We start from the raw sequence: 11,807 nt of genomic DNA, 5'->3' as shown, positions 1-11,807 counted from the left end.
GCCGTTCTTCCTCCGCCTTTCTTTCCACGCCCCGTGCAGCCCCCCATGAAAATCCTCATCTCCGTCGACATCGAAGGCGTGGCCGGCGTCTACCACCCCGAGCAAGTGCGCGCCGGCAACCCCGAATACGAACGTGCGCGGCGCTTCATGGCGGCGGAGGCGAATGCCGCCATCGCCGGCGCGTTCGAAGGCGGCGCCGCCGAGGTGCTCGTCAACGACTCGCATGGCGGCTTTCGCAACATGCCGCCCGACCTGCTCGACGCCCGCGCCCAGGCCGTGCAGGGCAAGCCCCGCTACCTGAGCATGGTGTCCGGCGTGGAGCTGGGCGTTGATGGCGTCTGCTTCATCGGCTACCACGCCCGCTCGCGCGCCCACGGCATCCTGGCCCACACCATCAACAGCTTCGCGTTCGAGCGCATCGCATTCAATGGGCGCGAACTGGGCGAGGCGGGCATCTACGGCGCGCTGGCCGGGGCCTACGGGGCGCCGGTCATCGCTGCATCGGGCGACGATGCCTTCATCGCCGAGACGCGCGAGCTGTTTCCGCACGCGACCTTCGTGCAGACCAAGCGCGCCACGGGCGCCAACAGCGGCATCAGCCTGTCACCCGAGCGCGCCTGTGCCGCCATCCGCGAAGGCGTGGCCCAGGCGATGGCGCAGGTGCGCAGCGCCCGGCCGTTCTGCATCGACGGCCCCGTCAGCGTCGATCTGGTGGCGCAGTCGGTGGCGCTGGCCGACCTGTTCTGCCAGTGGCCGACGCTGGAGCGCACGGCGCCCGATGCGCTGCGCTTCACCGCGCCTGATACCGAGTCTGCGGTGCGGATGGTCAATTGCCTGTCCGCCATGTCCAGCATGTTGAGATAGGGACCCCCCCTGAGGCGGTGCGCGCCTTCCCCCCGCTCTCGCCGTGCTGCGCACGGCGGGCAGGGGACGCCGCCGGTGGCCCGGCGAAGCCGGTTCCACAGCGGCTGCTGGCTTGGCCCGCTCCGCGGCCTTCTGAATGTTGCGGCAGCGCCGGTTGCCTGGATTGCGCACAATGCGAGTGATTGTTGGAATGACCAAATGAACGCACCTGAGAATTCGTCCGGGGCCGCCGTGCCCGCGATGACCGTCGGCATCGTGGCCGGCATGGGCCCGGCCGCAGGGGTGGATTTCGCGCGGCTCTTCGTGCAGGCATCGGAGCAATGGCTGCGCGACCATGGCCAGGCCGTGCGCGACCAGTCGTTCCCCGAGCACTGGATCGCCCAGGTGCCGGTGGCGGACCGCACGCAGGCGCTGCGGGATCCGGCCGCGCCTCAGCCGCAGGAAGGGTTGGTGTCGGCGCTGGAACGCCTGGCGGCCATCGGCGCCCGCGCGGCGGCGATGTCGTGCAACACCGCACATGCCTGGCATGCGGCGCTGCAGGAGCGCGTGCCCGGCGTGCAGCTGCTGCACATCGCCCGCGAAACCGCTGCCGAGCTGCAGCGCCGGGGCATCCGCCGCGCGGCGCTGCTGGCCACGCAGGGCACCTACGGCATGGGCCTGTACGACGAGGCCTTCGCCACCCACGGCGTGGAATGCGTGCTGCCCTCGGCGGACGCGAAGGAGTGGCTGATGCAGGGCATCTACGACGGCGTGAAGGCCGGCGACATGGCGCTGGCGCGGCGCCGGTTCGCCGAGGTGGGCCAGGCCGTGCGCGCCCAGCACGGCGACATTCCCCTGGTCATGGCCTGTACCGAGATTCCGCTGGCGCTGCCGGACGCGCCCGAGGCCGCCGGCTGGACGCTGGTCGATCCGTCCGAGATCCTGGCTACGGCGCTGGTGCGCACGGCCTACGGCCAGGGCTGACAAAGCCCGAGCGGGCAGGGTGCCATCGGCGGTGTCCCACCTGTGGGGACGGTGGCCACGGCCACAATACGCCCATGTCCGATGTGCACTCCGCTGAACTGCTGGCCCAGGTGGCTGCCCTGCCTCCGCTTCCGGGCGTCTACCGCTATTTCGACGCCCAGGGCGGGCTGCTGTATGTCGGCAAGGCCCGCAACCTGAAGAAGCGCGTTTCCAGCTACTTCACCAAGAGCCACGGCGGCACGCGCATCGGCCACATGGTGGGCAAGATCACGCGGCTCGACACGACCGTGGTGCGGTCCGAAGCCGAAGCCTTGCTGCTGGAAAACAACCTCATCAAGTCGCTCAACCCGCGCTACAACATCCTCTTTCGCGACGACAAGAGCTATCCCTACCTGAAGATCACTGGCGTGGCGGCGCGCGACGGCACCGGCGACCATCCCGGCCAGCAGTTCCCGCGCATGGCGTACTACCGCGGCGGCGTGGACAAGCGCCACCGCTACTTCGGTCCGTACCCCGGCGCCTGGGCGGTGAAGGAGACCATCCTGCTGCTGCAGAAGGTGTTCCGCCTGCGCACCTGCGAGGACACGGTATTCGCCAACCGCACGCGGCCGTGCCTGCTCTACCAGATCAAGCGCTGCAGCGGCCCCTGCGTGGACCTGATCTCGCCGCAGGCGTATGCCAGCGATGTGCACCACGCCGAGGCCATGCTGCGCGGCGAGACACAGGAGCTGCTGCAGGCTATGGAGGCGCGCATGATGGAGCATTCCGGCAAGCTCGAATTCGAGCAGGCGGCGGACGTGCGCAACCAGATCTCTGCGCTGTCGCGCGTGCTGCACCAGCAGTCCATCGAGACCACGTCGGACAAGGACGTGGACATCCTCGCCGTCAAGGTGCTGGGCGGCCGTGCCTGCGTCAATCTGGCGATGGTGCGGGGAGGGCGGCACCTGGGAGACCGCGCCTACTTCCCCGTCCACGTCGAGGACGCGGTGGCCGTGTTCCAGGCCGAAGAGTCGCAGGAGGCCATGGGCGTTGAAGCGGCAGGCGAGGGCGGCGCGCCCGAGGATGCAATGCCCGCGGCGGCTGCCGCTGACGATGGCGGCCGGCCCGCGCAGCCACCTTCCCGGTCCATCGAAGTACAGGTGCTGGAGGCGTTCATCGCGCAGCACTACATCGGCGTGCCGGCGCCGCCGGTGCTGGTGACCAGCCACCCTGTGGACCGGGGCTTGCTGGCGGCGCTGTCGCAGCAGGTGGGAGTGCGCATGTCGGCGATTCACCAGCCCCGCGAGCAGCGCCGCGTCTGGCTGGAGATGGCGCAGAAGAACGCCGATATCCAGCTGGCCCGCCTGCTGGCCGAAGAGGGCTCCCAGCAGGCGCGCACGCGGGCATTGGTGGAGGCGCTCGACCTCGAGGTGGAAGACCTGGCGACGCTCACCATCGAATGCTTCGACATCTCTCACACGGCCGGTGAGTCCACGCAGGCATCCTGTGTGGTCTTCCACCACCACAAGATGCAGAGCAGCGAATACCGCCGCTACAAGATCGAGGGCATCACCGGCGGAGACGACTATGCCGCCATGCGGCAGGTGCTGACGCGCCGCTACAGCAAGGTGGCCGAGGCCCAGCGCGAGGCGGGCGGCGCCGAACCGTCGCCCGGCCAGGCGCGCCTGCCCGATCTGGTGCTGGTGGATGGCGGCAAGGGCCAGGTCAGCATGGCCCGCGAGGTGTTCACCCAACTGGGGCTGGACCTCACCCGCATCGTCGGCGTGGAAAAGGGCGAAGGCCGCAAGGTCGGCCTGGAGGAGCTGGTGTTCGCCGATGGGCGTGACAAGGTCTACCTGGGCCGCGACTCCGCCGCGCTGATGCTGGTGGCGCAGATCCGTGACGAGGCGCACCGCTTCGCCATCACCGGCATGCGCGCCGCGCGCGCCAAGGTGCGGGTGGGCGGGGGCCAGCTGGAAGAGATCGCGGGTGTGGGGCCGAAAAAACGGGCCCGGTTGCTGCAACGCTTCGGCGGAGTGCGCGGCGTGGCGGCGGCGAGCGTGGAAGACCTGGCGACGGTGGATGGCATCTCGCGGGAGTTGGCCGAAGAGATCTACCGCGCCCTGCGCTGAGCGCCCGGCCGGCGCATGCAACAATCCGCCCCATGTTCCTCACCATCCCCACCATCATGACCTGGACGCGCATCGTCGCGATACCCTTGATCGTGGGGGTGTTCTATGCGCCGCTGGAGCCGTCCACCCGCAATCTCATCGCCACCGCCATGTTCGTCGTGTTCGCCACGACCGACTGGCTCGATGGCTACCTCGCGCGCAAGCTGAACCAGACCTCTTCGTTCGGCGCCTTCCTCGACCCGGTCGCCGACAAGTTCCTCGTCTGCGCCTCGCTGCTGGTGCTGGTGCACCTGCAGCGGGCCGATGTGTTCGTGGCGCTCATCATCATCGGCCGCGAGATCGCCATTTCGGCCCTGCGCGAATGGATGGCGCAGATCGGCGCGAGCAAGAGCGTCGCAGTGCACATGCTGGGCAAGCTCAAGACGACCGTGCAGATGGTCGCCATTCCCTTCCTGCTGTATGACGGCCGTGTCCTCGGCGCGATCGACACGGGCGTGTGGGGCACCTGGCTGATCTGGATCGCCGCGGTGCTGACGGTGTGGTCCATGGTGTACTACCTGCAGAAAGCGCTGCCCGAAATTCGTGCCCGCGTGACGCGTTGACGGCGGGGTCTGGCACACCGAAACCGTGTGTAAATACCACTAGAATCGCCACCCGCGCCCCTGCAAAGCGGCTGTTCTTATTGACACCCGCAAACCCGGTGGCTCTAATCTCAGCAGCTTGAAGGCCGTTGCCGCTTTCACACTCCCTCGCACCTTGCCGCTGGCGCCTTTCCCGTCTCTGGTGGCGCCGAAGTGGTGGCGAGGCCAGATTTGCACAAACATTCCACCCACTCTTTTCCCGAGAGGCTTCTTGTGAATAAAACCGAACTGATCGAGCACATTGCTAACAACGCCGACATCTCCAAGGCCGCTGCTGCGCGCGCGCTGGAGTCCACCATCGAGGCGGTCAAGAAAACCCTGAAGAAGGGTGGCACGGTATCGCTCGTCGGGTTCGGTACGTTCGCCGTGGGCAAGCGCGCCGCGCGCACGGGCCGCAATCCCCGTACCGGTGATACGATTAAGATCAAGGCTGCTAAAGTTCCGAAGTTCCGTCCAGGCAAGGCATTGAAGGATGCCCTGAACTGATGGGTAGTTTCCGGTGGGGTGCTTAGCTCAGTCGGTAGAGCGGCGCCCTTACAAGGCGTAGGTCGGCGGTTCGACCCCGTCAGCACCCACCACCCCCTCCTGAAAAGGCGAACGAAAGTTCGCCTTTTCTTTTGCCGCCATTGAAAGATCGATCATGTTCGAATCCATCCGCAAGCACTCCAAGATCGTGATGATCCTGCTGTTCTTGCTGATCATTCCTTCGTTTGTGCTTGTGGGTATCGACCACAACTACTTCTCCGAGAAGAGCCCGGTGGTCGCACGCGTGGACGGTCACGACATCACTCAAGCCGACTGGGACAATGCCCACCGCGCGGAGTCCGACCGGATGCGCGCGCAGTCGCCGCAGATCGACGGCAAACTGCTCGATTCTCCCGCCGCGCGCTACGCGACGCTGGAACGCATGGTCCGCGACCGGGTGCTGCAGACCGCGGCCAAGAAGCTGCATCTGGGAACCAGCGATGCGCGCCTGGCCCGCGAACTGCAGAACATCCCAGCCATCGCCAGCCTCAAGCGCCCGGACGGCAGTCTGGATGGCGAGGCGTACCGCGCACTCGTCGGCGCGCAGGGTCTCACGCCCGAGGGCTTCGAGGCTCGCGTGCGCAGCGACATCTCGGTGAATCAGGTGATGGGGCCCGTCATATCCTCGTCCTTCGTCAGCAAGGCCGAATCGAAGCTGGCACTGGACTCGCTCTACCAGCGCCGGGAGGCCCAGGTGGTGCGCTTCAACCCCGCCGAATTTGCGAGCAAGGTCAACCCGACCGACAGCGATCTGCAGGCCTATTACCAGTCGCATACCGCGCGCTTCCAGCAGCCGGAACAGGCCACGGCCGAATACGTCGTGCTCGATCTCGACGCAGTGCGCGCCGGCACCACGTTGAGCGAGGACGACCTGCGCACCTACTACAAGGAAAACCTGGCGCGCTTGGCTGGCAAGGAAGAACGCAAGGCCAGCCACATCCTGATCAACGCGCCTAAGGATGCGCCCGCCGCGGACCGCGAGAAGGCCAAGGCTCGCGCCAATGAACTGCTGGCGCAACTGCGCAAGTCGCCAGTCAGCTTCGCCGAGCTGGCGAAGAAGGAGTCCCAGGACCCTGGCTCCGCCCCCTCGGGTGGTGATCTGGGCTTCTTCGGACGTGGCGCGATGGTCAAACCTTTCGAAGACGCCGCCTTTGCGCTCAAGAAGGGAGAGATCAGCGACGTGGTGGAGAGCGATTTCGGCTATCACATCATCCAGCTGACGGACGTCAAGACGCCGCGCCAGCCCTCGTTCGAAGAATTGCGTGGCTCGCTGGAAGCCGAGCTCAAGCAGCAGCAGGCCCAGCGCAAGTTCGCTGAAGTGGCCGAATCGTTCGCCAATGGTGTCTACGAACAGTCCGACAGCCTGCAACCGGTGGCGGACAAGCTGAAGCTGAAGGTGCAGACCGCAACCGATGTGACCCGTACGCCCCAGCCGGGCGCCAAGGGTGCACTGGCCAGCGACCGGTTCCTGGAGGCCCTGTTTCAGCCCGATTCGTTGCAGAACAAGCGCAATACCGAGGCCGTGGAAATCGCGCCCAACACCATGGCGGCCGGCCGCATCACCGCTTATTCGCCAGCGCAGACACTGCCGTTCGACAAGGTACGGGCGCAAGTGCGCGAGCAGCTCGTGGCAGAAAAGTCCGCCGAGTTGGCGCGCAAGGAAGGCGAAGCCAAGCTGGCAGCCTGGAAGGCTGCCCCGGCGTCGGCCACCGGCTTGACGCCACCGCTGGTTTTCTCTCGCGATCAGCCGCCGCAAGGGCAGCCTCGCGCCCTGGTGGACGCCGTGCTGCATGCCCCGGTCGACGCACTGCCGTCCTGGTCCGGCGTGGACCTGGGTGCGCTCGGTTATGCCGTGGTGAAGCTGAACCGCGTGCTGGATCGGCCTTCCGTGGATGCCGCCGCCGCGCAGCAGCAACACCAGCAGTTCCAGCAATCGTGGGGCTCCGCCGAAGCGCTGGCCTACTACGAGTTCCTGAAGCAGCGCTTCGAGGTGCACATTAAGCCTCCGCGCCCCGCTGCCGAGTGAGTCGGCGAATAAAGCGGTGATTTCTTCGAGACACCGTTTTTTCTGGCTATAATTCAAATCTACGGTGGCTGTAGCTCAGTTGGTAGAGTCCAGGATTGTGATTCCTGTTGTCGTGGGTTCGAGCCCCATCAGCCACCCCAGGTAAATCAAGGCGCCCCAGCTATCTTATTGATAGCGTGGGGCGTTTTTATTTCCCTCGGTGGGAAATCACAAAGCCTTGCGGCGGACTTCGCGGCTGCGCTCGTAGACCCCGGCCGTCGTCGCCGGATCGGCGTGCAGTTCGGGTAGCTCGCCGAATCGCAACTTGAAGTAGGTCGTGTAGTGCGCTCGCAGATCGTGGAAGGTGAAGCGCTCGGCTACCACCTTCTCAGCGATTGCCGATGCCATCAGCCGCGCCCACATCGCCTTAAACCCCGCCTCCGAATACGGGTTGTTGGTCCGTGGTGCCCGGAACACGGCGCCCATCGGGTTGTAGCCAGGCAGGGCGCGCATCCGGTCCAAGACCTCGCGCAAGGCATCGCTGATGCCGACCAGCTCGCGCTTCGTGGTGTTGCCCCGTTGCTTGGCCCGCTGCAGCCGCACGATCTCGTCGTCGACCTGCGGCCAATGCAGCTGCAGGAACTCGGCACGGCGGTTGCCGTTGAGGGCGGCGAACTGGGCCAGGCTCACCAGCACAACTGCGCTTGGGCCCTGGAGCAGCGCCCACGCCACGAACGGCTACAACTCGTGCACCTCGACCAATCGGGTACGTGGTGCCTCACGGTTTCGGCGCACTTCCTTGCAGGGATTGCGGTCGATGTCTCCGCGCTCGATGGCTAGGTTGAAGAGATTCGACAGCACAGCCACTTCCCGGTTGGCGACGATGGGGGCCTCTGCGCGGTAGACCCTGAGGTACTTGGCGATGTCCGCCGGCCGGATGGCTGACACTACGCCGCGCTCCCAGACCTTGGCCAAGCGCGTCGCATCCGCGAATGCCCGCATTTGGTCGGCGTCGAAAACGGGATAGTCGAATCCAACGACCGGCAGCTCGCCGCAGGCATCAGGCAGTTCCGCGTAGACCGCATCTGACATACCGCTGTGCGTTGCCGAGCCTTGCTGCTCTGCCTGGGGGGCGTCAGAGAGTTGCGCCAGCGCGTGCTGCAACAGCATTTCCGCGTTGTAGTAGCCGCTCGACACGCGAGCAAGGATCTCGGCCACGGTGTATAGCTGCCGGATGTGGCCGGGGGCGCTTGAACTGCGGGGGTGGCGCGGAGGGCCGCGCACACCTTGCATGCGGGGTCTCTGGCGTCAGGGCCCTCCGGCTGGTCCGGGCAGTGTCCTGCGTAGTTGTGGGCGATCCGGCCCTCTGCATGAGCTCGCAACACACCGTTTACCGCCGGGGCGTCGATCAGAGTCTTCAGTGCTTTCAGGTCATAGGCGCCTACCCAGCCGGCGGGCGTCTCGACTTGCAAGGGCAGGACGCACATTGCCCCGCCGTCCGCGTTGGCGACCCGGGCAATCTTGAGCGCTGAACCTTCGGAGCTTTGCCGCACACCTTCGGAGGTGACCTCCGCAGATTCGTCCTGCGCTGCCTCGTAGAGAGGCATTGTGTACTCCTCGGCCTTCGCCCTGCCGCCCAGGCCGAAGTGCTCCAACCAATCGGCTTTTCGGTTTGCGTGGATCACGTCGCCGGTAGCGGGGTTCATCCAGGCTGCGACCTCGGCTGGTACTGTTGTTCCGACGGCGGCTGCATAGCCAAGACGGATCAGGCAGCACTCCTCGTCGCTTGGATTGCGCTTCACATCCGCCGGTGCCGCCTTGGTCGTGGGAATGACATGCAGTGCCACCACGCGCTTGTGCGCCTCCTCCAGGAACCAGCGCGATGGCTTGCTCTCATTGCCGGGTGCAGCGGCCAGCGCGCGCACGAATGCATCGAGGTCCGCCTGCTTGGCCGTGTCCTTGGTGTAGTCCACGATGCCCAGCTCCGGCTTCACGGCGGCGTCCGCCACGAAAGCATTGATCGTGTTGACCCGAGGCGCCTCTCGTGGTCGACATCACTGCGGCTTTGGTCAGCTCGCTCAACTTCCCGAGCAACTGGTCATTTCCTGGTGGCGTGACGCTCAAGATCTCATCCTCCACCTTGGTAGGGGGTGTCGCCAGCGGCGGAACCGCCATCACCACGCGCGTGCCACTGAAGATCGAGAATTTCGGCGCGATCTATGGCGGCGGCGGTCCCGGTGGAAATGGACAGGGGGTGTATGCGGTTTCCACCGACGGCTACCAATTCTTCGCGGGCGGCGGGGCTGGCGGGCGGGGCCAGGGCTTTGAGAGCACGTCGTCTGTCAATGTCTTGCCTGCACTTGCCGGCGCGCAGGGCGAGAGCATCTACTACCTTGGCGCCAATGCCAACGGGGGCAAAGGTGATGACGGAGGAGGGTGGGGCCAGTACGGTGTGAGCGGTGGTTATGGGTCCTGGAATCCCTCGGGGGGTAATTGGTATGCGGCAGGTAGCGGGCAGCCGCCAGGCGCTTATATCGATGGCAACTCGTACGTCACCTGGCTGAACAGTGGCACTCGTGCAGGGCGAGTCATCTAAGGATCCGAGCATGAAAATTCTCAACCTCTCCAATCTCCAATTCCCTCTCACGCCGCATGAGGTGATCGCGCAGAACCCGGACAAGTCGTTCCCCGACCCGTTCGAAATGCCGGACGGATACGTGTGGGTGCTGCCGAGCGACCCGCCAAGCGTCGACCCTCTCACGCACAGCCTGCGGTGCGAGGCCGCCCAGGACGGTGAAGGCTGGCGGGAAAAGTGGACGTCCGTGCCGCTGTCGCCCGGGGAAGCTGCGATTGCTGCTCAGCGCCACCGAGGCGAACTGCTGAGAGCCGTCAGCGACAAGGCGCAGCGGCGCCTGGACGAGTTTGCCCAGCAGCGCCGATACGACGGGATCGTCAGCTTGGCCAGCTACGCGTCGAGCAAGAACGCTCGCTACGCCGCTGAAGGTCAGCGAGGCGTGGATCTGCGCGATGAAGTGTGGTCGGTGCTGCGAGAGATCGAATCGTCCGTGCTTTCCAGCACTCGCCCTGTGCCGACCTTCGAGGAAGCCATTGCGGAACTGCCAGAGATGACCTGGGCCCCGGCCCTGACATAGGCCCCGGCCATCAATACCTCTCTCTGCACAGCCAGTATCACGCCGATACCCGCACACTCGACAGACGGATATCATGCAACTATCATTGGTGCATGAAATCCAGCAGTCGACTGTCTGACGTACTTCACGTCGTCCTCCACTTGGCGCATGCAGACGCTCCAGTGACCTCAGAGGTGCTCGCCCGTGCGATGAGCACCAATCCGGTCGTGCTCCGCCGGCTAATGGCGGGACTGCGTGAAGCAGGGATCGTTACGTCGGAGAAGGGGCATGGGGGCGGATGGCTGATGGCGACGCCGCTGGAGAACGTCACGCTCCACGACGTGCACCAAGCCCTTGGCGCGCCGGCCCTGGTCTCATTGGGCTTCCGGGAAGATCGGCCCGAGTGCCTCGTGGCTCAGGTCGTTAACGAATCGCTCCGGAACGCAATGGAGGCTGCCGAAACCTCCCTGCTGTCGAGCCTGGACGGCGTTACGTTGGCCCAATTGGCCAAGCGCTTTACCAGCCGTATGGACGCCCAGGTGCGTGCGCACGAAAACCCCATCCACCGTTTGGAGGATCACCATGATCAAAACTGAGTTCGCTGTCATTGGCGGCAGTTATGCAGGCTTGTCCGCAGCCTTACAACTGGCTCGCGCACGTCGGGACGTCACGGTTGTAGATGCAGGCTTGCGTCGGAACCGCTTCGTGGATGCCGCCGGTGGCACAGCGCACGGGTTCTTGTCGCGCGACGGATCAGCGCCGGGAGCCATAGCTGCGAAGGCGCGGCAGCAATTGCAGCGGTACTCAACGGTGCGATGGATGGAAGGCATGGCGGATGACGCCAAGCAGCGTGATGACGGGCGCTTCACGCTGCGTGTCGGTAACGAGCAACTCGATGCGGGGCGGCTCGTGCTGGCCATCGGGGTACGTGATGAGCTTCCCAGTGTCGAGGGCCTGCTTGAGAGGTGGGGCAGGAGCATCTTCCATTGCCCATACTGCCACGGATACGAGCTGGACGCGGGTCCCATCGGCATCATCGCCGCCTCGGAACTGGCTCAGCACCATGCGCTTATGCTGCCCGATTGGGGAACACCCACGCTGTTTCTCAACGGCGCGTACGAGCTCACCGACGACGAACTGGAAGCCTTTGCTCGACGTGGTACAGCAGTGGAGACGGCCCGGGTGGTCCGAATTGAGGGCGTAGCAGATGTGGTCCTCGCCGACGGCAGGACCTTGTCTATGAACGGACTTTTCACGCAGCCGCGTACGCATATTGCTAGCCCGATCGCGGACCAGCTTGGGTGCGCGTTAGTCCAGGGTCTCATGGGCGTGCACATCCAAGTGGATGCGATGCAACAGACGTCGGTGCCCAACGTATTCGCTTGCGGCGACGCTGCGTATGTGGCCGGCAACGTTGCAATGGCGGTCGCAGATGGTGTGAGGGCTGGGGTATCTGCGCACCGGTCGTCAATGTCTTGAGGCCCGCACTCGAGCTTGGCTGGCGAAAATGGGCTGTCATCAAGGGACAGTCCTCTTTAGACGCCCCAGCTCCCTTTTGGATCTAAGT

At 65.3% G+C, this 11,807-nt stretch carries 12 protein-coding genes and 2 tRNA genes; 12 read left to right on the top strand and 2 right to left on the bottom strand.

Going from position 1 to position 11,807, the window contains the following annotated elements; translation table 11 throughout:
• The first annotated feature begins 45 nt into the window (after positions 1–45).
• The 8 genes from ABWV53_RS08425 (at position 46) to ABWV53_RS08390 (ending at position 7,270) form a co-directional block, all read left to right on the top strand.
• The gene (locus ABWV53_RS08425) at positions 46–864 is read left to right on the top strand and encodes a M55 family metallopeptidase (protein WP_353364835.1); all 819 of its coding nucleotides are present in this window, start codon (positions 46–48) and stop codon (positions 862–864) included.
• Between the two features lie 198 nt (positions 865–1,062).
• Positions 1,063–1,827 (top strand): aspartate/glutamate racemase family protein, encoded by a 765-nt coding sequence (locus tag ABWV53_RS08420; protein ID WP_353364833.1) that lies wholly within the window; start codon positions 1,063–1,065, stop codon positions 1,825–1,827.
• A 74-nt stretch (positions 1,828–1,901) separates the two neighbouring features.
• Positions 1,902–3,938, top strand: coding sequence for an excinuclease ABC subunit UvrC (gene uvrC, locus ABWV53_RS08415; protein ID WP_353364831.1), 2,037 nt, complete (start codon positions 1,902–1,904; stop codon positions 3,936–3,938).
• 32 nt (positions 3,939–3,970) lie between these two features.
• Positions 3,971–4,540 (top strand): CDP-diacylglycerol--glycerol-3-phosphate 3-phosphatidyltransferase, encoded by a 570-nt coding sequence (gene pgsA, locus ABWV53_RS08410; protein ID WP_353364829.1) that lies wholly within the window; start codon positions 3,971–3,973, stop codon positions 4,538–4,540.
• 252 nt (positions 4,541–4,792) lie between these two features.
• Entirely contained in the window at positions 4,793–5,065 is a 273-nt protein-coding gene (locus ABWV53_RS08405) for an HU family DNA-binding protein (RefSeq protein WP_007858657.1), read from the top strand.
• Between the two features lie 16 nt (positions 5,066–5,081).
• Positions 5,082–5,157, top strand: a tRNA-Val gene (locus tag ABWV53_RS08400).
• A 62-nt stretch (positions 5,158–5,219) separates the two neighbouring features.
• Complete coding sequence (locus ABWV53_RS08395; protein WP_353364826.1) at positions 5,220–7,130, top strand: SurA N-terminal domain-containing protein; 1,911 nt, start codon at positions 5,220–5,222, stop codon at positions 7,128–7,130.
• Between the two features lie 64 nt (positions 7,131–7,194).
• A tRNA-His gene (locus ABWV53_RS08390) sits at positions 7,195–7,270 on the top strand.
• A gap of 67 nt (positions 7,271–7,337) precedes the next feature.
• Here the strand turns inward: ABWV53_RS08390 and ABWV53_RS08385 are convergent.
• Positions 7,338–7,805, bottom strand: a complete 468-nt coding sequence (locus tag ABWV53_RS08385) for a tyrosine-type recombinase/integrase (RefSeq protein ID WP_353364824.1) — start codon at positions 7,803–7,805, stop codon at positions 7,338–7,340.
• A gap of 42 nt (positions 7,806–7,847) precedes the next feature.
• Positions 7,848–8,327, bottom strand: a complete 480-nt coding sequence (locus ABWV53_RS08380; protein ID WP_353364822.1) for a hypothetical protein — start codon at positions 8,325–8,327, stop codon at positions 7,848–7,850.
• 826 nt (positions 8,328–9,153) lie between these two features.
• Here ABWV53_RS08380 and ABWV53_RS08375 point away from each other — a divergent pair.
• The 4 genes from ABWV53_RS08375 (at position 9,154) to ABWV53_RS08360 (ending at position 11,719) form a co-directional block, all read left to right on the top strand.
• The gene (locus ABWV53_RS08375; RefSeq protein ID WP_353364820.1) at positions 9,154–9,705 is read left to right on the top strand and encodes a hypothetical protein; all 552 of its coding nucleotides are present in this window, start codon (positions 9,154–9,156) and stop codon (positions 9,703–9,705) included.
• A 10-nt stretch (positions 9,706–9,715) separates the two neighbouring features.
• Positions 9,716–10,261: a hypothetical protein gene (locus tag ABWV53_RS08370; protein WP_353364818.1), complete on the top strand. Its 546-nt coding sequence runs from the start codon at positions 9,716–9,718 to the stop codon at positions 10,259–10,261.
• A gap of 92 nt (positions 10,262–10,353) precedes the next feature.
• Positions 10,354–10,836 carry an Rrf2 family transcriptional regulator gene (locus ABWV53_RS08365; RefSeq protein WP_353364816.1) on the top strand — a complete coding sequence of 161 codons (483 nt, stop codon included), beginning with the start codon at positions 10,354–10,356 and terminating at the stop codon, positions 10,834–10,836.
• Positions 10,823–11,719, top strand: a complete 897-nt coding sequence (locus tag ABWV53_RS08360) for an NAD(P)/FAD-dependent oxidoreductase (RefSeq protein ID WP_353364814.1) — start codon at positions 10,823–10,825, stop codon at positions 11,717–11,719. Before ABWV53_RS08365 ends, ABWV53_RS08360 begins: the two co-directional genes overlap by 14 nt.
• Positions 11,720–11,807: the final 88 nt, after the last annotated feature.

This window comes from Acidovorax sp. FG27, assembly GCF_040365715.1.
Classification (GTDB): domain Bacteria; phylum Pseudomonadota; class Gammaproteobacteria; order Burkholderiales; family Burkholderiaceae_C; genus Paracidovorax.
Note: the sequence above shows the minus strand (reverse complement) of the source record. Positions and strands in the feature narration are given on the sequence as shown.

What these genes read in the sequence shown, in the direction of transcription:
- ABWV53_RS08425 (WP_353364835.1), top strand. Translation starts at nt 46, where the DNA reads ATGAAAATCCTCATCTCCGTCGACATCGAAGGCGTGGCCGGCGTCTAC.
- ABWV53_RS08420 (WP_353364833.1), top strand. Translation starts at nt 1,063, where the DNA reads ATGAACGCACCTGAGAATTCGTCCGGGGCCGCCGTGCCCGCGATGACC.
- uvrC (WP_353364831.1), top strand. Translation starts at nt 1,902, where the DNA reads ATGTCCGATGTGCACTCCGCTGAACTGCTGGCCCAGGTGGCTGCCCTG.
- pgsA (WP_353364829.1), top strand. Translation starts at nt 3,971, where the DNA reads ATGTTCCTCACCATCCCCACCATCATGACCTGGACGCGCATCGTCGCG.
- ABWV53_RS08395 (WP_353364826.1), top strand. Translation starts at nt 5,220, where the DNA reads ATGTTCGAATCCATCCGCAAGCACTCCAAGATCGTGATGATCCTGCTG.
- ABWV53_RS08370 (WP_353364818.1), top strand. Translation starts at nt 9,716, where the DNA reads ATGAAAATTCTCAACCTCTCCAATCTCCAATTCCCTCTCACGCCGCAT.
- ABWV53_RS08365 (WP_353364816.1), top strand. Translation starts at nt 10,354, where the DNA reads ATGAAATCCAGCAGTCGACTGTCTGACGTACTTCACGTCGTCCTCCAC.
- ABWV53_RS08360 (WP_353364814.1), top strand. Translation starts at nt 10,823, where the DNA reads ATGATCAAAACTGAGTTCGCTGTCATTGGCGGCAGTTATGCAGGCTTG.